This window comes from Candidatus Abyssobacteria bacterium SURF_5 (assembly GCA_003598085.1).
Classification (GTDB): domain Bacteria; phylum Abyssobacteria; class SURF-5; order SURF-5; family SURF-5; genus SURF-5.
In genome coordinates this window covers 31,488-53,389 of the sequence record QZKU01000032.1, presented here as the reverse complement: position 1 = coordinate 53,389, position 21,902 = coordinate 31,488, and the positions used below count along the sequence as shown (strand labels likewise).

The window sequence follows — 21,902 nt, the reverse complement described above, 5'->3', positions numbered from 1 at the left end:
CCCCCGCTCCCGCTCTTCGGGCGCGTTGTCGATGTCCTCGAATTTCTTTACGTCCGCAAGCCCTTTATTCGACAGGCACCGCGTGATCGCCGATGTCAACGTGGTCTTCCCGTGATCCACGTGTCCAATGGTGCCTACATTTACGTGCGGCTTCGTCCGCTCGAATTTTTGCTTGGCCATGTATTGCCGCCTCCTGTCCTTTCCAAATATCTTCCTTCAGGAAGTTATCCAGTTATCCTCTCGACAATTGAATCAGCCAAGGTTTTGGGCATGATCCCATAGTGAGAGAACTGCATTGTATAGGTTGCCCGTCCTTGTGTTTTCGACCGCAGATCGGTCGCGTACCCGAACATTTCTGCCAGTGGAACGAGGGCGTTCACCAGTTTCGTGTTCCCGCGGGTCTCGATTCCCTCGATGCGCCCCCGTCGGGAGTTTATATCTCCGAGCACGTCGCCCATATAAACTTCGGGCACGACGACTTCGACCTTCATAATCGGTTCGAGCAACTGCGGGTCGGCTTTTGAGCCGGCATCGCGAAAAGCCATTGAGCCGGCGATCCTGAATGCAAGATCGGAGGAATCAACCTCATGATATGACCCATCGAGCAGCGAAACCTTGACGTCCACGACTGGATATCCGGCGATAATACCGTTTTCAAGGGCTTCTTGGACCCCTCGTTCGATCGAAGTGATATATTCTTTGGGAATGGCTCCGCCGATCACGTTATTGATAAACTCGAATCCCTTCCCGCGATCCTGCGGTTCGACCCGCAGTTTGACATGGCCGTACTGTCCGCGCCCGCCGCTTTGCCTGATGAATTTTCCTTCTCCCTGCGCGGCTTTTGTGACGCTCTCTTTATATGCGACCTGGGGTTTTCCGACATTCGCTGTGACCGAGAACTCACGCAGCATGCGGTCGATAATGATTTCCAGATGCAGTTCCCCCATGCCCTCGATAATTGTCTGGCCGGTCTCCGTGTCCACTTTGACTTTAAAAGTGGGATCCTCATCGGCCAACTTCCTCAGGGCCGTCGCCAATTTTTCCTGGTCTGCTTTCGTCTTCGGTTCGATAGCGACCGAGATGACGGGTTGCGGGAATTTCATGCTTTCGAGGACAATCTGATGATTGATATCGCACAGGGTATCCCCGGTAGTGGTGTCTTTAAAGCCGACTGCCGCCACGATATCTCCGGTCCGTACCACCGTCACGTCCTGCCGCTTATTTGCATGCATCAGGAGGAGTCTTCCGATGCGCTCTCTCCCTCTGCGAACGGGGTTATAAATCATCTGACCCGTTTTCGCGGTTCCGGAGTAGACACGGAAGTAAGTCAACTTTCCGACAAACGGGTCGTTCATAACCTTGAATGCGAGAGCGGCGAAAGGTTCGTCATCGCTCGGGTGCCGGAGTTCATCCTTCTTCTTTGTGGGAGAAAATCCTTGCACCGGTAATACGTCTATCGGGGCCGGCAGATATTTTATGATGGCGTCGAGAAGAATTTGGATGCCTTTGTTCCGGAAGGCGGCTCCGCACAGGACGGGGAACAGTTTTCCGGCAAGCGTGCAGCGTCTGAGGGCGGCCTCGATCTCCTCCTGGGGTATTGTTTTTCCTTCGAGGTACTTTTCGGTGATTTCGTCATCTTCTTCGGCCAGTATCTCTATGATGGCGTGGTGTCCGGCCTCGGCTGCAGCCGCAAGCTCGGCGGGCACAGGGATTTCATCATATGTTGCGCCGAGACTCTCATCATCGTAATGATAAGCTTTCATAGAGACGAGGTCGACCATCCCGGAGAAGCTTTCCTCGCGGCCCACCGGCATCTGTATGGCGACGGGTTTGGCGCCCAGGCGGGTACGCATCGATTTGACGCACATGTCCATGTCTGCGCCGACGCGGTCCATTTTGTTGACGAATGCGATGCGGGGAACCCGGTATTTATCGGCCTGCCGCCATACTGTTTCCGTTTGCGGTTCGACTCCGGCAACGCCGTCAAAGACGGCAATGGCGCCATCGAGCACTCTCAGAGACCGTTCGACTTCGACCGTGAAATCGACGTGGCCGGGCGTATCGATGATATTGATGCGGTGGTTTTTCCAATAGCAGGTGGTCGCAGCGGAAGTGATGGTGATACCCCGCTCCTTTTCCTGTTCCATCCAGTCCATCTCTGCGGCGCCTTCGTGCACCTCGCCCATCTTGTACGTGCGGCCGGTATAGTAGAGGATCCGTTCGGTGATCGTTGTCTTGCCGGCGTCGATGTGAGCCATGATTCCGATATTGCGCGTGTGTGACAGAGGATGGCGCCGATCCATTTTATCTCGTGAAGGCATACCAGACTGCGTGCGCCCACGGCCGACCGTTGGCGTATTTCCTTTGCCGTTTATTTTTCCTGCTGCTGCGTTATCCATAATTAATATCTGTCAAAGCCGATTACCAGCGATAATGGGCAAATGCCTTGTTCGCTTCGGCCATCCTGTGGGTATCCTCTTTTTTCTTAATTGATGATCCTTCGCCCTTATAGGCGTCCATAAACTCGCCTGCCAATTTTTCCTGCATGGTCTTCTCATTTCGCTGGCGCGCGAAGCTGATGATCCAGCGCATGGCGAGGCTGGTTCGCCGTTCCGATCTCACTTCGACGGGCACCTGATAGGTAGAGCCGCCGACGCGGCGGGATTTCACTTCGAGAACGGGCTTCACGTTATTGAGCGCTTTGTGAAAGACGTCCAGGACGTCGGTGTTCAGGCGTCGAGCCGCGATTTCGAGTGCGGCATAGACGGTCTCCTCAGCAATGCTTTTTTTTCCGCGCGCCATGAGGGTACTGATAAAGCTGGAAACCAGCTGGCTATTGTATTTCGGGTCGGGCAGAGGCGCCCGTTTTACTGCTGCTTTCCTTCGAGGCATCTGGCTATCTCCTGACAATAAAAATCGGCATCACGTACGTTGCTCACTTCGTGTGGGATCCCGTAACTCCCGGCGCCGTGAGGGCAACTCGTGGTGCCGTAAAAAATAAGGCTTCGCGTCCTTACTTGGGACGTTTCGCTCCATATTTCGAGCGTCCGCGGCGGCGATCCTGCACACCCATCGTGTCGAGAGTTCCGCGCACGATATGATAACGAACGCCCGGAATATCCTTAACTCGCCCGCCCCGCACCAGGACAACCGAATGCTCTTGCAGGTTGTGACCTACGCCCGGGATGTAAGCAGTGATCTCGATCCCATTGGTAAGTCGAACCCTGGCGACTTTTCGGAGGGCCGAATTAGGTTTTTTAGGAGTCACGGTGTAGACCCTGGTACAGACGCCGCGCCGTTGGGGACATCTCTGCAGGGCTGGCGCCGCCGTTTTCACTTTCGGCTGTGAGCGCCCTTGTTTCACCAATTGACTGATTGTGGGCAATGTAAGTTCTCCCACCTCTAATGGTTTTGCGCTCCCGGCTGCACGTGCAATGCCGGGAAGGGCTACAGTTACACCCGCATGGGGCACAGATTTCTAGTATACTGATTCGAGAGCCTCTTGTCAAGCCCCTTCTTCTTGTTCTAATCTTGTTCTACCTGTTCGCTGGTTTCGGCCTGGGCCTCGCCGTCACCGGCCGGAACGAGCGGCGGCTGCTCGGGCACAGGCACGGCAATGACCGGCTGCTCGAAATCGATCGTCAGATCCTTGTAGAATTTCGAGCCTGTGCCGGCCGGCACCAGATGTCCGATGATAACGTTCTCTTTCAGCCCTCTGAGCTCGTCGATGCGGCCGCTGATTGCGGCTTCCGTCAGAACGCGCGTGGTCTGCTGGAAGGCTGCGGCTGCGATGAAACTGTCGGTTCCAAGTGAGGCCTTAGTGATGCCGAGAAGGATCGGTTTCGCGGAGGCAGGTTCTCCGCCTTCGCGGATGACGTGATCATTCTCCTCCTGGAATTTGGTCTTATCGACCTGTTGATTGGTGAGGAAGTTGGTATCGCCCGGGTTTTCAATTTTCACTTTTTTGAGCATCTGGCGGATCATGATTTCGATATGCTTATCGTTGATGCGCACACCCTGCAGCCGGTAGACTTCCTGAATCTCGCTCAGGAGATACTCCTGCAGGCGCTTTTCGCCGGAGACTCTCAGAATGTCCTGGGGGACGACCGGTCCATCGATCAACTGTTGCCCTGCGACGACGCGGTCGCCGGTATGAACGTTCAGGTGTTTTCCGTGCGGAATCAGGTACTCGCGCTCTTTTCCGGTTTTCGGGACGATCTTGATTTTGCGCAGCCCTTTCTGGTATCCGCCCAGTTCGATGATTCCATCGATTTCGGAGATGATCGCGGGGTCCTTCGGCTTGCGCGCCTCGAACAGTTCCGCGACTCGAGGAAGACCGCCAGTGATGTCTTTGGTCTTGCTGAATTTTCTGGGCGTCTTCGCCAGGACTTCGCCGGCAAAAACCTGTTGGCCATCGTCCACGGTGATGTGAGCACCGACCGGGACGGTGTAGAAGTCGAGGACTTTTTCAGGGTGTTCGGCGTCCACGATTGAAATCTGCGGATGCTTGTCCTCTTTATGTTCAATGATGATTCGGTTGCGCGATCCGGTGACGAGATCGAGTTCCTCGTGCATGGTCAGCGCTTCAATAATATCCTCGTATTTCACCTTGCCCGAGGTCTCCGTCACAATGGAACGGATATAGGGGTCCCAGACGGCGAGCAACTCGCCCTTCTTGATCCTCTGTTTTTCCTCCACTTTGACGACGGCGCCGGCCGGCACTGCGAATCGTTCGAGTTCGCGATCGTTTTCGCCGACAATGATGATATCTCCTCCTCGTCCGGCGACCACGGTTTCGCCCTTCACGTTCTTGACCGTACGCAGTCCGACGTACTGAACGATACCGGAATTCAGGACGCGAATCGTTGATTCTTCAACCTGGGTGCTCGCGGTTCCGCCGATATGGAACGTGCGCATGGTGAGCTGAGTTCCCGGCTCTCCGATGGACTGAGCGGCAATTATGCCGACCGCCTCGCCCTGTTCGACGAGTTGTCCGGTGGCCAGGTTCCGGCCGTAACATCTCACGCACAATCCTCGTTCGGATTCGCAGGTGAGCACGGAGCGAATTCGCAGATTATCGATACCTCTGGTTTCGATTTCGTCGGCATCTTTTTCGTCGATTTCCTTGCCCGCCTCGACCAGCACTTCTTTCGATTTCGGGTCCATGATATCGTCGAGTGCGACGCGGCCGATGATCCGCTCCTTATAGCGTTCAACCTGTTCCTTGCTCTCGAGCATGGCCTGAACGGCAATCCCGTTGAGCGTGCCGCAGTCGATTTCGTTGATGATCACGTCCTGAGCCACGTCAACGAGTCGACGGGTGAGGTAGCCCGCATCGGCGGTTTTGAGAGCGGTATCGGCAAGTCCTTTGCGCGCTCCGTGTGTGGAGATGAAGTATTCGAGCACGCTCAGGCCCTCTCGGAAGTTGCTGCGGATGGGGTTCTCGATGATTTCCCCGGACGGCTTCGCCATTAATCCGCGCATACCGGCGAGCTGACGTATTTGCTGTTTGCTGCCGCGGGCGCCGGAGCTGGCCATCAGGTAGATGCCGTTAAACCCGTTCTTGTCGGTCTTAAGTTCTTCGAACATTTTGTCCGCGACTTTTTCAGTGCAATGGGTCCACGCATCGATGATTTTATTGTAGCGTTCTCCGCCGGTGATCAGGCCGCGCTGGTACTGCGAATCGATTTCATCGACCAGCTTTTCCGTCTGCGCGACCAACTCCTTCTTGTCTTTCGGGATCACCAGGTCGTTGACCGCGATCGAGATGCCGGCGTTGGTAGATTCGCGGAATCCGATCTCCTTGAGGCGATCGAGCACCTCGACGGTCTTATCGTGCCCGAGACGCTCATAGCAGTCCCCGATGAGGCGGCCAAGATCCTCCTTGCTCAGTTCGGTATTGACAAACTGGAGTTCTTTCGGCAGTCCGTCATTGAAGAGCACGCGGCCGGCGGTGGTTTCCAGAAGTGCTCCGTTGCTGCGCAGAAAGATCCTGGCGTGCAGGTCAACGATTCCGTTATCGAGCGCCAGAAGTACTTCATCCTTGTCGCGGAATCTTCGTCCCTCGCCCTTGGCGCCTTGTCTTTCTTTTGTCAGGTACGAGATGCCGAGCACCATGTCTTGCGAGGGCGTCACGACTGGCCTGCCGCTTGCAGGAGAAAAGATGTTGTTGGACGAAAGCATGAGCACGCGTGCTTCGAGTTGAGCCTCGGGAGAGAGCGGCACATGGACGGCCATCTGGTCGCCGTCGAAGTCGGCGTTAAAGGCCGCGCACACGAGCGGATGAATTCGAATGGCTTTCCCTTCAATGAGGACGGGCTCGAACGCCTGGATGCCGAGGCGGTGAAGCGTCGGAGCGCGGTTAAGCAGCACGGGGTGTTCGCGGATAACGTCTTCGAGGATATCCCACACCTCGTGTTTCGCCTGGGCAATGGTTTTCTTTGCCGCCTTAATAGTGGTGGCGAGATTGCGTTCGCGGAGTTTCTGCATGATAAACGGTTCGAAGAGTTCGAGAGCCATCTTTTTCGGCAGGCCGCACTGGTGGAGTTTGAGTTCGGGTCCGACGACGATAACGGAGCGGCCGGAGTAGTCGACGCGTTTGCCGAGCAGGTTCTGCCGGAAACGGCCCTGCTTTCCCTTGAGCATGTCGCTGAGCGACTTGAGCGGGCGGTTTCCTGCTCCGAGTACGGTGCGCCCGTGGCGTCCATTATCGAACAGAGCGTCTACCGCCTCTTGCAGCATTCGTTTTTCATTGCGAACGATGACATCCGGCGCCTTCAGCTCGATGAGGCGCTTGAGGCGATTGTTGCGGTTGATGACGCGCCGGTACAGATCGTTCAGATCGCTGGTGGCGTAGCGTCCGCCTTCGAGTGGAACAAGCGGCCGCAGGTCGGGCGGGATGACGGGGACGACGTCGAGGATCATGTGGGACGGCTTGTTGCCGGATTGGCGGATAGCCTCTGCGATCCGGAGGCGCTTATTGATTTTCTTCTTCTTTTGCTTCGAATTGGATTCCTTGAATTCGGCGTGGAGTTCCTTGGTCAACTTATCGATGTCGATTTCTTCGAGAAGCTGTTTGATGGCCTCCGCCCCCATTTTTGCCTCGAAGTCGTAGCCGAATTCTTCGCGCGCCTTGCGATATGCGTCCTCGGAGAGAGTCTGCATCTTTTTCAGGGGAGTTTTTCCGGGATCGATGACGATGTATTCTTCAAAGTAGAGGACCTTCTCGAGGGAGCGCACGCTCAGGTCAAGCATGTTTCCGATGCAACTGGGGGTTGTCTTGAAGAACCAGATGTGAGAGACGGGCGAGGCGAGTGTGATATGTCCCATTCGCTCGCGCCTGACGCGGGCTTCGGTCACCTCGACGCCGCACCGGTCGCAGGTGATGCCGCGATGTTTGACTTTTTTGTACTTCCCGCAACTGCACTCCCAGTCTTTGACGGGCCCGAAGATCTTTTCGCAGAACAGGCCGTCCTTCTCAGGCTTGAAGGTGCGGTAATTGATGGTTTCCGGCTTCTTCACCTCGCCGCGCGACCATTTGCGGATGGTCTCGGGAGAGGCGACTTTAATCATGATGGCGTCGAATTTCTCACCGGCTGTTAATGCATAATTCGCCAAGGTTTCTACCCCCTCAAAAATTATCCTATATCAGGAGAGGTCTCCGCCGAAGGGTCCGACTATGCGTGGCGGGGTATCCTCTCCATCTTCGACTTTTTTCAGTTTTTGAACATCGAGGCACAGCCCCTGCATCTCATTGAGAAGCACGTTGAAGGATTCGGGCGTGCCGGTCTCCAGATGTTGCTGTCCTTTCACGATCGCCTCGTACGCTTTGGCGCGGCCGGTGACGTCGTCGCTCTTGATGGTAAGCAGTTCCTGGAGGATATTGGCCGCTCCGTATGCCTCGAGCGCCCACACTTCCATTTCGCCGAATCGCTGACCGCCAAACTGCGCCTTTCCGCCCAGCGGTTGCTGGGTGACCAGGGAATATGGTCCGATAGCGCGGGCATGGATTTTGTCGTCGACGAGGTGCGCCAGCTTCATGATGTAAATGTAGCCGACGGTGATTTCCTGGTCGAACGGCCTTCCAGTGCGTCCGTCGGAGAGCACGGTTTTGCCCTCTTCCGGTAATCCGGCCTTGGAGAGGAATGCCCGGATTTCCTGCTCATTGGCGCCGCTGAATACGGGCGATACGACCCTCATATCCAGTTTCTTGGTTGCCCATCCCAAGTGAGTTTCCAGGATCTGGCCCACGTTCATCCGCGAAGGCACGCCCAGCGGGTTCAAAATGATTTCCACCGGCGTTCCGTCGGGAAGGACGGGCATATCCTCCTCGGGGAGGATCTTGGCAACGACGCCCTTGTTTCCATGGCGGCCGGCCATCTTATCGCCGACCGAGAGCTTGCGTTTTGCGGCAACGTATACTTTCACCATTTTGATGACGCCGGGCGGGAGTTCATCTCCTTTTTTCAGCAGGTCGAGTGACTGCTCCTTGTGAGCGAGCAGCACATTTTCTCTTTCCTGGGTCTGAAGCAGAAGCTTTTCCAGGCCGGCTTGAATGTCCTTATCCGAGACCTTGAGCTGGTACAAGTGTGCGTAGCTCGCCTTTTCAATATCCTCGGCGCGAATGATGTGGCGCTGCTTGAAGACAACCTCTTCGGTCTTTCCGTCTACGACGTCATTGCTGGCGCGGGATCCGTCCAGTAGTTTCTTGGCAGCCTCCATGCACTCTGCATGGAGGCGCGTGATTTCATACTCGTATTTTTCTTCGATCTTTCTCTGTTCGCGCTTCTCGCTGACTTTTGCTTTTTCGCCCTGTCCCCGTTCTTTCCGGGAGAACACTTTTACGTCGATGACGGTGCCTTCCACTCCGGGAGGGACGCGCAGGGAGGCGTCGCGCACGTTTTCCGCCTTTTCGCCAAAGATTGCGCGCAGCAGCTTCTCCTCGGGGGCCAGCTCGGTTTCGCCTTTCGGGCTGACTTTGCCGACCAGGATGTCGCCGTAGCGGACTTCCGCGCCAATGCGAACGATACCGTCTTCGTCCAGGTCTTTGAGCGCCTCCTCGCTGACATTGGGGATATCGCGGGTGATCTCTTCGCGACCAAGCTTGGTGTCGCGCGATTCGATCTCGAATTCCTCGATATGGATCGACGTGAACATGTCCTCTTTGACGACTTTTTCGCTCACCAGGATGGCGTCTTCAAAGTTGTATCCTTCCCATGGCATGAAAGCGACCAGCACATTGCGGCCGAGCGCGAGCTCGCCGCCGTCGGTGGCAGGCCCATCTGCGATAATCTCATCCTTCTTGACTTTGTCCCCTTCCTTCACGATAGGACGCTGGTTAATGCAAGTGCCCTGATTGGAGCGGACAAACTTCTGGAGCCAATAGATGTCTTCCTGGGCGACGCTTTCGCCGGGCGCGGTTCCGCGCCTCCGGACAATGATGCGTTCGGCGGTGACGCTTTCGACGGTTCCACTGTGGTGGGCCACGATGACTGCGCCCGAATTCTTGGCCGTCACCATTTCCAGCCCGGTGCCAACGAGGGGAGCCTCGGCGACCAGGAGCGGAACGGCCTGGCGCTGCATGTTTGATCCCATGAGAGCACGGTTGGCATCGTCATGTTCGAGGAAAGGCACCAGCGCGGCGGCGACGCTTACCAGTTGTTTCGGCGAGACGTCCATGTAGTCGATCTTGTCGGCCGGCATCAATTTGAAGTCGCCCAGGTGCCTGCACAGGGCGTATTCATTGACGAACCGGTTGCGTTTGTCCAGCGGCGCATTCGCCTGCGCAATGACGTAGCGGTCTTCTTCGTAGGCGGAAAGGTAATCGATTTTTTCGGTGACCCGGCCTTTTTCTACTTTACGGTAAGGCGTTTCGAGGAACCCGAACTTGTTGATTCTGGCATATGTGCTCAATGACGCCATCAAGCCGATGTTCGGCCCTTCCGGCGTTTCCACCGGGCAGATGCGGCCGTAGTGCGTGGGATGCACGTCGCGCACTTCGAAGCCCGCCCGCTCCCGGCTCAGACCGCCGGGTCCGAGCGCGCTGAGGCGGCGTTTGTGGGTGAGTTCAGCCAGCGGATTGGTCTGATCCATGAAGTGCGAGAGCTGGCTCCGTCCGAAGAAATCCTTGATAACGGCGCTGACCGGCTTCGGGTTGATCAGACTCTGCGGAGTCACGGCGTCCATTTCCTGAAAGTTCATGCGCTCCTTGATGGTGCGTTCCATGCGGACGAGCCCGATGCGAATCTGATTTGCCAGCAACTCCCCGACCGAGCGAACGCGGCGATTGCCGAGGTGGTCAATGTCATCGATCGAGCCTTCTCCGTTTTTCAGGCGGATGAGGTAGCGGATAGTCTCAATGACGTCTTCCGGCCGGAGGGTCAGCGTCTCCATCGGGATATCGAGATTCAATCTTCTGTTGATCTTGTACCTCCCCACCGGCGAAAGATTGTAGCGGGACGGATCAAAGAAGGTCTTTTCGAAAAGGGTTTTAGCGGTGTTGACGGTCGCCGGATCGCCTGGACGCATGCGGCGGTACATTTCGATAAGTGAATCGCTGGTTGTCTTAATATGGTCGGCGTCGAGCGTTTTCAGCAGCGCCATCGTCTCGTTAGGCGTTTTGAACTTCAGGAGCCAGATGTCTTTGATGCCGGCCTCCTGCATTGCAGTCAGCGTGCGCTTGGTTATCTTCTCTCGTGATGCGGCGATAATCTCGCCCGTTGCAGGATCGACGACGTCCTTGGCAAGCGTGCGATCGATCAGCGAATCGATATCGAAACGCGCGCCCTCCGTCATGGCTTTCACCTGGCCCAACCTGACCTCTTCGAAGTCGTACATCAGGTGCAGGATTTCTTCGTCCTTTTCGTATCCGAGCGCGCGCAGAAAGGCGGTGGCAACGATGCGGGTGCGGCGATCGATATGCATGTAAAGAACATCATTAATGTCGAATTCGAATTCAACCCAGGCGCCACGGTAGGGTATGATACGCCCGGACAAGAGCATTCGTCCCGACGGGTGCTGTTTTTCTTCAAAACAGACCCCGGGGGAGCGATGCAACTGGCTCACGACCACCCGCTCGGCGCCATTGATGATGAATGTTCCCTTCTCCGTCATCAACGGCAGCTCTCCAACAAAAACATCCTGCTCTTTTATTGCGATCGGCTGCTTATTGCCGGTGGAATCCTCTTCGTAGAGCACCAATCTGATTTTCGCCTTCAGCGAGGCGGCGTACGTCATGCCACGCTTTTGGCACTCAGCGACGGAATATTTTGGAGCACTCAGCGAATAGGAGACAAATTCAAGCGAGGAGAGACCATCATGCGAGATAATGGGAAAGACATCGGTGAATACCGCCTGCAGGCCCTCGTTTACGCGCGCGTCGGGCGGGGTATCCATTTGCAGAAAAGTATCGTAGGACTCCTTCTGAACCTCGATCAGATTCGGAAGTTCGATGATATCAGGAATTTTTGAGAACGTGTAACGTTCCTTAGACGTGGCTTTTTTTACTGCCATAAAGTCATGCCCCCAAATGGATTGATTAAAGTGGGAATAGATCCTTCAGCTGGAAAATTCGTGGAGCAAGGACACCAAGGCTCCTAGATGGATTACGCAAAAAGTCACTATACCACATTATTTTCGAAAAGTCAACTGCGGTTTTTTTCGGCCAATTTTTACGGCCCTAGATCTTAATAATATGCCATTTATCCGGCCGGGCTGCTAGAACGACGTGAAATGACGGCACCAATGACAATTTCCTGCTTACAGGAGATTTGTCGGCTAAGAAGCCCCTTGCGGATATTTGCGACAGGCGAATCAGGCTAAACCGGGTCCATTAACCCCAGGAATTCAAGGAATTCTTTTTCCGACCCGTGCTTTTTTCGACGATTCCAACGGTTAACCCTCGCCCAATACCGCGTATCCCGGTCGAGGTTCAAGAAATGTATTTTCTTCAGTTCACGCTTTGAAAGGTGACCCCGCCACGAATGGCCACACTCAGCCGCTTTGTTCAATTCCACAGAGAGAATTTTCCTGCCGGTCTTATCCATCCGCAGCACGAATGGATGTTCTCTGCAAACCGCCGGCCTGCTCTCATAGGCGATGCACCGGTTCGCCCGAAGCAAGAAGCAGGTGTCGTCGATTTCGCGAAGACACATCGCCTTCTTATCAGCTTCTGCAGGGCCGAACCGCACCCAAATTATCGAGCCCCGGGTGGCTTGAATCCTTGAAGATCCAACGAATTGGACGATTTTATCCGCAGGAAGAGCCGTGTGTTTCATGAGGCTGCGGACGTCCTCGTCGGTTACCGGCACCCAGAGCGAACAGCAGGAACCGCATTTTTCACAGGAGAAGCGAAAATGCTCGGATCCTTTGATCTGATGTTTGTTTTCTTGTTTCGCGGACGCGGATGAGATAGCTTTAACATCCCCCGCAACCCATGGCCGGGGCGGACTGGCGGTGTAAATCTCTTTGTAAATAACTCTACTATAAGAGTACAAGAAACAACCTGTTTTGTCAAGTCCCGCCCAACACCTGACTTATGTCATCAACCTTACAGCCAGCCCGCCCGCCGTGGAATCATAGTTTAAGAGGAGAAGGAATGTTTAATTTTGTCAAAAAGTGGCGCATAAGGAATACATAAAGGTAGCACGATGATGGAAAAGAAAATCGATTCCGGCTGGCTTATCGGGGAAGTTCTCCAGGAGTTTCCGGAAACTTTGCCGGTGTTTGAAAAGTATTTTGGCGAAACCTGTATCACATACCCGGGCGCTCATCTGGAGACCATTGAATTTGGCTCGGTAATGCATTCTCTCGATACGGACGAAGTGCTCAGTGAACTGAATAGATGTATCACCGATACCAAACCTGAATGAGCCTATGTCTGAGCCCCAGGTCTCGACAGATACTTTTGAAATTGTTTTCATCGCGTAGCGGCTTTTCCCACCTGCAGCCCGCATGTGAAAAACCGGAGCCCTATTTCGCGCTGCAAGCGGACCAAAAAGTGCGGTTGAGCGATGCGGTGTTAATACCTTTTTCATCCGCCCGCCGCAACTCCACAGTCGACGATAAAGACTGATCCCGCGGGCGTGCCTTGCGTTAAGGCAGACATGGTTACGCGGGCGAGAAGTGGCGCTGAAACCGGATTTTCCGCCGGCGCAAAGCCCCTCCAGCTTCCTTGCAATTTGTACCTGAAAGCGATAGAATGAAGTTGTTGCGCAACTTTCTTTTGAATGAATGTGAAAGACGTGCGGGGCGGCCGAATCGACCCATTCCAGAAATTGAGGAAGCAGGACTCGATGAAAGATTTAAAGCTCAATTTTCCCTTCACCGCTATTGTCGGCCAGGAGAAGATGAAACTGGCGCTCATCTTGAATGCAATCAACCCCAAGCTCTCGGGCGTTCTTATCCGCGGAGAGAAAGGGACGGCCAAATCAACCGCCGTCAGATCGCTTGCCGTTCTGCTGCCGACTTTGAGTGTCGTGAAGGGATGCCCATTTCACTGTGACCCGTCGGACATCCACAAGATGTGTTTGCAGTGTAAGGAGAAGGCGGTCAACAAGGTGAACCTGGAGGCGGAGGAGCGGCAAACGCGGGTGATAAACCTGCCGGTGAACGCAACCGAGGACAGGGTAGTCGGCACGCTGGATTTGGAGCACGCGATCAAAAAGGGCGAAAAGAAATTCGAGCCGGGCGTTCTGGCGGACGCGAATCGCGGGATCCTTTACGTCGACGAGGTAAATCTTCTGGACGATCATATAGTTGATGTGCTGCTCGATTCGGCGGCAATGGGCGTCAATTCAATCGAGAGAGAGGGCGTTTCCTACTCGCATCCGTCGGAATTCATTTTGGTGGGAACGATGAATCCGGAGGAGGGGGAGTTGAGGCCGCAGTTGCTGGACAGATTCGGATTATGCGTGAATATTGAGGGGATTGCAGATCCGCTGCAGCGGGTTGAGGTAGTAAAGCGTTGGGTGGCCTTTGAAGAAGACGCAAAATTATTCTTACGCGAGTGGGAGGCAGCCGAAACCGAGCTGCGCGAGAAGATTGTTTTTGCACGGGAGATCCTTCCCCGCGTGCGCATTTCGGACGACATTCTCAACAAGATCGCGCACATCTCGATCGAGATCGGCGTGGACGGGCATCGCGCCGATATCATCATGATGAAGACAGCCAAGACCGTAGCGGCATTTCATCAGCGGACCTCCGTCACGTATCAGGACCTTGAAGAGGCGGCGGAAATGGCGCTGCAGCATCGCGTGCGGCGGAAGCCCTTCGAGGAAGTGGTTCTCGATCGCGAGCGCATTTCGGCTGTTTTAAAAGAACACGCGACGCTAAGCAGGTAGTTATGAACAGCCGCAGCAAGGTTTGTGCCGCACCCGTCTACCCGTTCACCGCGATTGTCGGTCAGGAACAACTCTTGCTCGCTTTAATCCTGAACGCGATCAATCCGTCCATTTCCGGAGTGCTCATTCGCGGGGAAAAAGGAACGGCCAAATCAACCGCGGTTCGCGCACTCGCCGATCTGCTGCCCGAGATCGAGACAGTTTCCGACTGCCCTTTCAATTGTCATCCCCGAGACGTAGAGAACATGTGCCGCAGTTGCCGCCGTCGATTTTCGACCGGCGACGCCCTTCCCATATCCAGCCGAAAGGTCCAGGTCATTAATCTTCCTATTGGGGCGACAGAAGACAGGGTCGTCGGAACGATTGATTTTGAATTTGCGCTCAGGTCGGGAAAAAGGAGGATCGAAACCGGCTTATTGGCGGCTGCAAACCGGAACATCCTCTACGTCGATGAAGTGAATCTTCTGGACGACCACATAGTGAACCTCATGCTCGATACCATGATCAGCGGAACCAATATCATCGAGCGCGAGGGGATCTCATTCAATCATCCTTCCCGATTCGTGCTGGTGGGGACAATGAATCCTGAGGAGGGAGAATTGCGGCCGCAGTTGCTCGACCGGTTCGGCCTGTGCGTCAGCGTCGAGGGGATTACTGATATTGCAGCGCGGGTTGAGTTGATCAAACGACGAGAACAATTTGACTCCGCCCCGGAACAGTTCCTTTGCAAGTGGGAAGTGATGCAGGCTTCACTCGGAGAACAGATACGGCGCGCAATTGCCTTTCTGCCCCGGGTGGAGGTGCCGGAGAAAACGAGAAAATTTATCACGCAGATCTGTCTGGTCAACCAGGTGGACGGCCATCGCGCCGATATCTATCTGGAGAAGGCGGCACGCACGATTGCCGCACTGAACCAGCGAAGGACCCCCGTCCTCGACGATCTCAGCCGCGCCGCCTCTTTGGTGCTCCCGCACCGATCGCGCAGAACCGATCTCCCCAAGAAGACGCTCGAGGATTTTCATCGGATGCTGGCCGAGGAACTCGCAAAAGAGCAAGACCTGAAGGCGCAACGCCAAGAGCTGCCCGGGGAGGATGATTCGCTGGTCGAGGTCGAATCGAACGAATCCTCGCTCAATGGCGAAAGTGTGGATGAATCAGACGCAGCCGGATCCGCATGCGGATTGGGAGACGACGATAATTCCGACATGCAGGGTGACAGCGGCAAGCTCGAACCAGGAGCGCAAAGCGAAATTGTCGGAGCCTCTCAGGAGCTTCGGGAAAAAAATTTCAAGGAGCGCCTGTTTGGAGTCGGCGACGTTTTTCGGGTGCCGCCGCTCTTGCTGGAAAAGGACAGGAATTACCGGAGAAAGAGCGGGCGCCGGATGCCGACCAAGACGTTGCGCAAAACCGGACGCTATATCCGCAGCACATCGGAGCGCCGGAACGATGACATGGCTTTCGATGCCACTATCCGCGCCGCCGCTCCTCACCAGAAGGGTCGGCCGAAGGAAGAGGTCGCGATTGTTATTGAGGAATCCGATATTCGCGAAAAGGTGCGGGAGATGAAGGTGGGAAGCCTCCTGCTTTTCGTGGTGGACGCGAGCGGATCCATGGGGACTCGGCTGATGACCGAGACCAAAGCGGCAATGATCAGCCTGCTGCTTGATGCCTATCAGCGCCGCGATAAGGTGGCCTTGGTCACTTTCAAGGGGGATTCCGCGGAGGTGCTCCTGCCGCCCACCAACAGCATCGACCTCGCCAAGAAACTGCTCGAAGACCTTCCTGCCGGAGGAAAGACGCCACTGGGCCAGGGGCTCCTGAAGGCGCATGAGCTGCTGGTCAATTACCTGCGCCGCGACAGCCAGACGCTTCCGCTGATGGTACTGATCTCGGACGGTGAGGCCAATGTCGGTGTGAAAAGAGAAAAATGCTATGAAGGCCCAGGCTACGCAGCTCTCCTCGAGGAGCTATTCACGATCGCGAAGATGATCCGCGAAGACAAGCGAATCAAGACACTGGTCATCGATACCGAAGAACGCAGGTTTTCCGTCTTCCGAAATTCGGCTAGTTCGCCTTCAATGGCCCAGCGGATTGCAAAAGCAATGGGCTCTTCCTACTGCAAGATTGAAGATTTTCGCGCTGGCGGCCTCATCCGCGCCGTCAAGAAAGAATTGTAATAGTCGACTCCCTACCCTGCGACACAACCGTAAGCCCATCCATTTTGCAGATTAATTCACGGCCCCCTATGCGATTCCTTCATTTCACGAACTGAAAAGAAGTTGAAGCAGAGCTTGCCAAATAGAAAAAAGGCGGACTTTTTTATGGTCCGCCCATTACAGAAATGTTATCAGAATAACAACAGCGATTGTCGTTCCGGAAGCCGATCAGCTTATTTCTTGCCGTTCTTCTTCTTTGCCTGCCCCGGTGGATACTTTACCTTATGCTGTTCGAAGTATGTGTAGGGTTTGCTGGTATCCATGTCGATCCTGACATGCTTGCCCAGCTGCAGGTTCAAGTCAGTCGGCAGTGAAGCTGACATTCGCCATGCACCTGCGTCCATGTAGAAGTAAACGTTACGGTTCAAGTCAAAGTACACTTGGCCCTCCGGATAGTAATAATAGGCATATTTGGCTCTATATCCGTGCGCCGGCGCGTGAGGCGGCGGCCCACCGGTCTTCACCACAGGCGGCTCATCGCCTATGTAGACGCCGGTTGAACTGCACCCGCCCGCGACAAGACAAAACAGGGCGGTCAAGATAATAGCCGCAGCCTTATATTTTTTCCGCAATTTCATAAGCCTCCTCCTGTTCACTTCACTTCTCCCAAACGCCGGAATTCCGTTTTTTTGAGTCGTGGGGGGAGCATTGATTCCGCTAAAACAGTATGGCAAAACATATGCCAAAAATGGTTTCGTCGAAAAGGAGGACGGCGGATAAAAGCCGGTTCGAGACTTCATATCGACATTTGAAAAGACCTTCTCGAACCGCTGGCGCTTGTAATGGTGCGAGCGTCGATCTGGCAGTTGCTTATAAGTAATCGATCTTTCCCTCGCAGTCATTTACTGCCATATATAAAGAGAGGGAAATGAGCCCCGTTTTTTGCTCAAACACAGGAAGGAGGTTTTTTAGGTATGAGTCAGGCACTTGAAATATTTGATAAGACCTTTCATAAAACAAATCGCTGGTTACAGGAGATCATGTCTGAATTGAGCTGGGACGACCGGCACAAGGCGTACCTCGCGCTGCGTGCGACACTGCAGACCTTGCGGGATCGCCTGACGCTCGAGGAAGCCGTCCAATTTGGGGCGCAGTTGCCGATGCTGATACGCGGATTCTATTATGAGGGATGGGAACCGGCGAAGCCGCCTGTGAAGATGCATAAGGAGGATTTTCTCTCCAGGGTCAAGAGCCAGTTCGACGAGGAAATCGACGCCGAGCAGGTCGTCAAGGCTGTTTTCCGTGTCATCTCGCGCAGAGTGACTGAAGGCGAAATGGAGGACGTGAAAGCCGTTCTGCCTCAAGACCTGGAGAAACTTTGGCCTGCCAAATGAAAGCATTGGAATTCTGGTTTGCGAATGCGGGATCACAGGGCAGGGGCTTCTTCGAATTCGTGCAGAAACCGATTTTGCTGAATAAGGGGAGCATTCCTGCGCGATTGAATTCATCAACGTTCTCTGATAGAATGCAACATCATTCGCCTGTTTCTTGCATCTACCATCTGTGGGAGGAGCGCGAGATGATTGAAGGGGTCCAAAAGATTCCGCTGGTACGCCACGCCGACGACCGGGGATTCGTAACGGAAATCCTGCGGTCAGATTCACCCCATTACAATAAATTCGGACAGATCTATGTCGCCAGTTGCCGTCGCAATGTTGTCAAGGCCTGGCATTGTCACCGGAAGCAGACCGACCATTTCCATGTGGTGAAGGGAACGGCGAAAATCGGGCTTTATGATGACAGGCCGGAGAGTTCGACGAAGGGTGAATACAATCAGTTCATCCTTGGCGATGACGGAGAGAACGTCCTTCTGATCATCCCGCCGATGGTCTGGCACGGCCAGATGGGTCTCAGCGAGATGAGCTATCTCATTAACATTCCAACCGAGCCATATAACGCAAAAGACCCCGACGAACTGCGTAAGGGAATCGGCGAACTGGAAGATATCTGGACGATCAAGAACCGGTGACATCCGCCGGCAGATATCTGATGATGGTTGCTCCTTCGACTTCGCCGCGGATCTCTTGAAAATGCAATTTCATTTCAGGGGGGACATGGTGTTCTGCTGTCCACCGATCGAAATCCAACCGTGTCACGATCAGTTTGATTCCCAGCTTCTTCAGCGATTCGATGGTACGTTCCGGCGCGAAAGCCCTTTGCCAATAGTTACCGTGGTCGTCGTCCAAATAAGTTTGCGCATCGAGGTAATACGCAAGGTGCGGCCCGAGGTCGGTGAGAACCGGCTTTTCCTCGGGCTTGTTCAAAGCGCCCACAGCTTGCGCGATTTCGACAAAATTGAGTCGAGCGGCATCTTTTTGCAGAGAGATGCTGTGAACGGAGCTGAAATGATGCGCAAGAACAAGACCTGTACTCAACATGAGAGTCTGCGCAGCGAGGGGCAGCCAGCGGTCCTGTTTCCAGCGGCGGGCATAAACGGTGACAGACGATGCCCAAACCAGAGCGGCGAATGGCAGAGCCAACATCATGAAACGCTCATATCGGTAATACCAGAGGGAATGTATTGCGGCAAACAGGAGGAACAGGATAGCCGACGCCCGCGCCACGGAGCCCGTGCGTCCGGCGACCGCAGCGACTAACCCGCCCAAGAATAGGATTCCGCCAACCAGAAGCCATATCACTCCTGCAGTCGCAACTGCCGGCGCAAGCACAGTATTTACCTCCCCAAGGGAAAATTTATGCATCAGGCCGAAAGGTGCATAGATGTTGTAAACGAAGTTCTTCACGATATTGGCGCCGGCTAGCGTGTATCTGAACTCATTCACGTACGCAGGGGCGGAGCCCATCATGAAATTGAATTTAGCCCAATACAGGATGAGCGGAAGGAAAAAGAGAAGCCCGCCTCCCATGGCAGCCGATGAAGGTATCTCATGGCGCCTGCGAAACAGCAGCATACAGAAAACGACCAGGAGGAATGCCGCTTCGGCCCGCGTTATTAAGGCAAATCCCGCAAGAATCCAAGCGGAGAAATAGAACACATAATTTCTTGTCTTGAGCGAACGAAGCATTGCCAGGACCGCTGCGAGCGAAAACGCCAGCGCGGTCCCCTCGGCCATTGGGAGCGAATGCCACTTGATGACTATCGGGTTCGCAAGGAACGCAGTCGAGGATAATGCTTGCTCGATGGTATCCATCCCGATCTCTTTGCATATCGCGATGAACAAAATAACCGACAGCACATAGACGAGGAGTTGCACCGGCACATGGCCGCCTCCCAGAGAGAAGGATAATGCCAGCGCCAGTGAATATCCCGGGAAATATTTCGGGTCGATGCCGTCGTTCCATGAAGTCCTGAGACCCTCCCCGGCGGCGAACTGTTTTGCCTTCGACAGATAAAAATAGCTGTCGATGGTGTAGGTTGGCGTGTGCAGGGAATGATAGAGGATGAGAAGACATGCTGCGACCAGACCGATAATGATAAGAAGTTTCGGGGCGGATGAATGCGGCGAACGTGGTTGAGCCGATACGTCCGGGTCTGCGGTGTTCGCGGTTGGCAGGTTCATTCCTTAAGCTTTTCGAGCGCGTGCTCTCGATCCTTGCGCGCTTGCGCGGTCCATTGGCTTCGAGGATGCTCGTTGATCAGCTTATCATAGCGCCCCAGCGCCAATGAGTACTTCCGCTCCGACAGATAAGTTTTGCCGAAGGTGTACAGGCCGTCCGCAATGCTCTTGTTCGTAAGATGATCCTGCAGCATCCGATTTGCTTCCTCAAAGCGGGCGCTGGAAGGGTATTGCGCCAGAAATTCCTGCAGTCGAGGGATAACATCCTCATAGGAGAGGTCCGGCGACTGTTTTTGAATTCTTCGAAATTCTCTTTCCGACGCATCTGAAAGCAGAAGCTGCGCCTGCGCAAGATCAGCCCGGGCCGCCACGGCTGTCGGAGTGGCGGGATATTGGTTGAGGAGGCGTCGATAGATGTCGGCGGCTTCCTCATATCGCTCCATCTCCATGCGCTCCCTTGCCTGTCGGGCAAGCCGTGAGGCATCTTCCTCTTCTTGCTTCATGCGCTGATTAGTCAGGAGCCCCTCGATTCTTTTCAATTCTGCTTCGGCCAGCTTGGCGGTTTCAGTAGTCGGGAAATTCTCCACGATACTCCGCAAAAGGTCGATCGTGACGTTCAGATTGCCGTCTGAATAAATCTTTAACGCATATTCGAGTCTTTGGCGCGCACGTTCCTCGTTTTCGCGCAGACTCTCTTGATCCACCACCCGCTTCTCTTCGAGCGCGTTCTCGAGCAGCGGGAGGCGTTCCTGCGTGATCCGTGCCGCATCCGTTTCCGGATACAATCCGACCAAGGTTCTGGCAGTACTGACCGCTCCCTCCAACTGGCCGGCATTCAGTTGGTCCGTCAACTGATCGAGGAGCTGCCGCGAGTTGGCATCGCGCTCCTCCTGCATCTGCTTTGAGTAGATAGGCTGGCGCCGCGCGGTTTGAGGGGCAATTGAATTCAACTGATTACCGCGGATGGATGTTGCGGAACCCGAGCGGAATTGGCGAATTGAAAGTGAAATAGCCATAACCGACAGAATGAGCAACGAAAGCCCGACGAGCAGGCCCGACAATGCGAACTGTTTTGATCGAGAGGAAAGCTGTGTCGATCTCAGGTTGCCAAGTCCTATGGCGCCCAGAAGCGCCGCGAGAAAGGAAATGAACCCAACTGCAGGAGCCGCCGCCATTCTGAATCTTGGACTGATCATTAAGAATGAGCACAAGATCGCGACGACCGAGAGGGTAACGCTGGCAAGGGAGAACCGATTGACCCGTTGCGCCGGACGAACGCCGGGAATGATCTGTGCTACGGGACCGGCTGCAGCCAGACCCGGCTCCGCTCCCACCTGCTTCTCGGCGAGACATCTCCGGCAGTAAAGCTTGCTCTCGAACCGCTCGCCGCACTCCTTGCACACGAATTTGCCACATCCGACGCAGATTTCTGCGGCAGGTTGGCCGGGATGGTATGCGCAATCGGGTATCTTGATTTCGAGATCAGCGAATTCCACCGATTGCCTGGCAGATTCCCCAGACCGGTCTCCCGGCTCCTGTCGCTCGAAAAGATCAAAGAGGTCGAGAGCTTCGGCCGCGCGAATCCAGTCGCTCAGGTCTTCGTTGATGACGAGATCGTCCGCCTCGATCTGCCCGGTCTCGACCCAATGCCTTAAGACGCTCAGGTTGGCAGGCTCCAGGCGGCTACCATCGCTTTTTTGGACCTTCCAATCTTTGGGAGCCCTGGCTCCATCCGTACCCATTCGTGTTCCTTGTGTGTTTAGTACTACCGGCGCCGGGAAATCTTCTAAAGTCCATTATAGACAAGCGTTTGCGTAAGGTCAAGCAAA

Annotated in this window: 15 protein-coding genes; 5 read left to right on the top strand and 10 right to left on the bottom strand. The window is 54.8% G+C overall.

Going from position 1 to position 21,902, the window contains the following annotated elements:
- From tuf to C4520_03750, 7 genes are all read right to left on the bottom strand, one after another.
- The coding region (tuf, locus tag C4520_03780; protein RJP24678.1) for an elongation factor Tu at positions 1-180 on the bottom strand (180 nt) is incomplete at its 3' end.
- A gap of 44 nt (positions 181-224) precedes the next feature.
- Positions 225-2,303, bottom strand: coding sequence for an elongation factor G (gene fusA, locus C4520_03775; protein RJP24677.1), 2,079 nt, complete (start codon positions 2,301-2,303; stop codon positions 225-227).
- A 118-nt stretch (positions 2,304-2,421) separates the two neighbouring features.
- Positions 2,422-2,892 carry a 30S ribosomal protein S7 gene (locus C4520_03770; GenBank protein ID RJP24676.1) on the bottom strand — a complete coding sequence of 157 codons (471 nt, stop codon included), beginning with the start codon at positions 2,890-2,892 and terminating at the stop codon, positions 2,422-2,424.
- Between the two features lie 121 nt (positions 2,893-3,013).
- Entirely contained in the window at positions 3,014-3,385 is a 372-nt protein-coding gene (locus C4520_03765; GenBank protein ID RJP24685.1) for a 30S ribosomal protein S12, read from the bottom strand.
- 140 nt (positions 3,386-3,525) lie between these two features.
- Positions 3,526-7,572, bottom strand: a complete 4,047-nt coding sequence (gene rpoC, locus C4520_03760; protein RJP24684.1) for a DNA-directed RNA polymerase subunit beta' — start codon at positions 7,570-7,572, stop codon at positions 3,526-3,528.
- Between the two features lie 75 nt (positions 7,573-7,647).
- Complete coding sequence (gene rpoB, locus C4520_03755) at positions 7,648-11,511, bottom strand: DNA-directed RNA polymerase subunit beta (protein ID RJP24675.1); 3,864 nt, start codon at positions 11,509-11,511, stop codon at positions 7,648-7,650.
- Positions 11,512-11,816: 305 nt separating this feature from the next.
- Entirely contained in the window at positions 11,817-12,494 is a 678-nt protein-coding gene (locus tag C4520_03750) for a YkgJ family cysteine cluster protein (protein RJP24674.1), read from the bottom strand.
- A 153-nt stretch (positions 12,495-12,647) separates the two neighbouring features.
- On the opposite strand from C4520_03750, the gene C4520_03745 reads away from it, so the two are divergent.
- From C4520_03745 to C4520_03735, 3 genes are all read left to right on the top strand, one after another.
- A complete protein-coding gene (locus C4520_03745) occupies positions 12,648-12,869 on the top strand; it encodes a DUF1858 domain-containing protein (protein RJP24673.1) in 222 nt (73 codons plus the stop codon).
- Positions 12,870-13,292: 423 nt separating this feature from the next.
- Entirely contained in the window at positions 13,293-14,339 is a 1,047-nt protein-coding gene (locus C4520_03740) for a magnesium chelatase ATPase subunit I (GenBank protein RJP24683.1), read from the top strand.
- 2 nt (positions 14,340-14,341) lie between these two features.
- Positions 14,342-16,516: a VWA domain-containing protein gene (locus C4520_03735; protein RJP24672.1), complete on the top strand. Its 2,175-nt coding sequence runs from the start codon at positions 14,342-14,344 to the stop codon at positions 16,514-16,516.
- 212 nt (positions 16,517-16,728) lie between these two features.
- On the opposite strand, the gene C4520_03730 is transcribed toward C4520_03735, so the two are convergent.
- Positions 16,729-17,133, bottom strand: a complete 405-nt coding sequence (locus C4520_03730) for a hypothetical protein (protein ID RJP24671.1) — start codon at positions 17,131-17,133, stop codon at positions 16,729-16,731.
- 336 nt (positions 17,134-17,469) lie between these two features.
- Between C4520_03730 and C4520_03725 the strand changes: the two genes are divergently transcribed.
- Together C4520_03725 and C4520_03720 are read left to right on the top strand one after the other, a co-directional pair.
- On the top strand, positions 17,470-17,889 hold the full coding sequence (locus tag C4520_03725) for a DUF2267 domain-containing protein (protein RJP24670.1): 420 nt from the start codon (positions 17,470-17,472) through the stop codon (positions 17,887-17,889).
- Positions 17,890-18,074: 185 nt separating this feature from the next.
- Complete coding sequence (locus C4520_03720; protein RJP24682.1) at positions 18,075-18,524, top strand: dTDP-4-dehydrorhamnose 3,5-epimerase; 450 nt, start codon at positions 18,075-18,077, stop codon at positions 18,522-18,524.
- Here the strand turns inward: C4520_03720 and C4520_03715 are convergent.
- Both C4520_03715 and C4520_03710 read right to left on the bottom strand, forming a co-directional pair.
- Complete coding sequence (locus C4520_03715; GenBank protein ID RJP24669.1) at positions 18,511-20,076, bottom strand: hypothetical protein; 1,566 nt, start codon at positions 20,074-20,076, stop codon at positions 18,511-18,513. The genes C4520_03720 and C4520_03715 overlap by 14 nt on opposite strands.
- The gene (locus C4520_03710; GenBank protein ID RJP24668.1) at positions 20,073-21,815 is read right to left on the bottom strand and encodes a hypothetical protein; all 1,743 of its coding nucleotides are present in this window, start codon (positions 21,813-21,815) and stop codon (positions 20,073-20,075) included. The genes C4520_03715 and C4520_03710 overlap by 4 nt, the downstream gene beginning before the upstream one ends.
- Positions 21,816-21,902 lie beyond the last annotated feature (87 nt).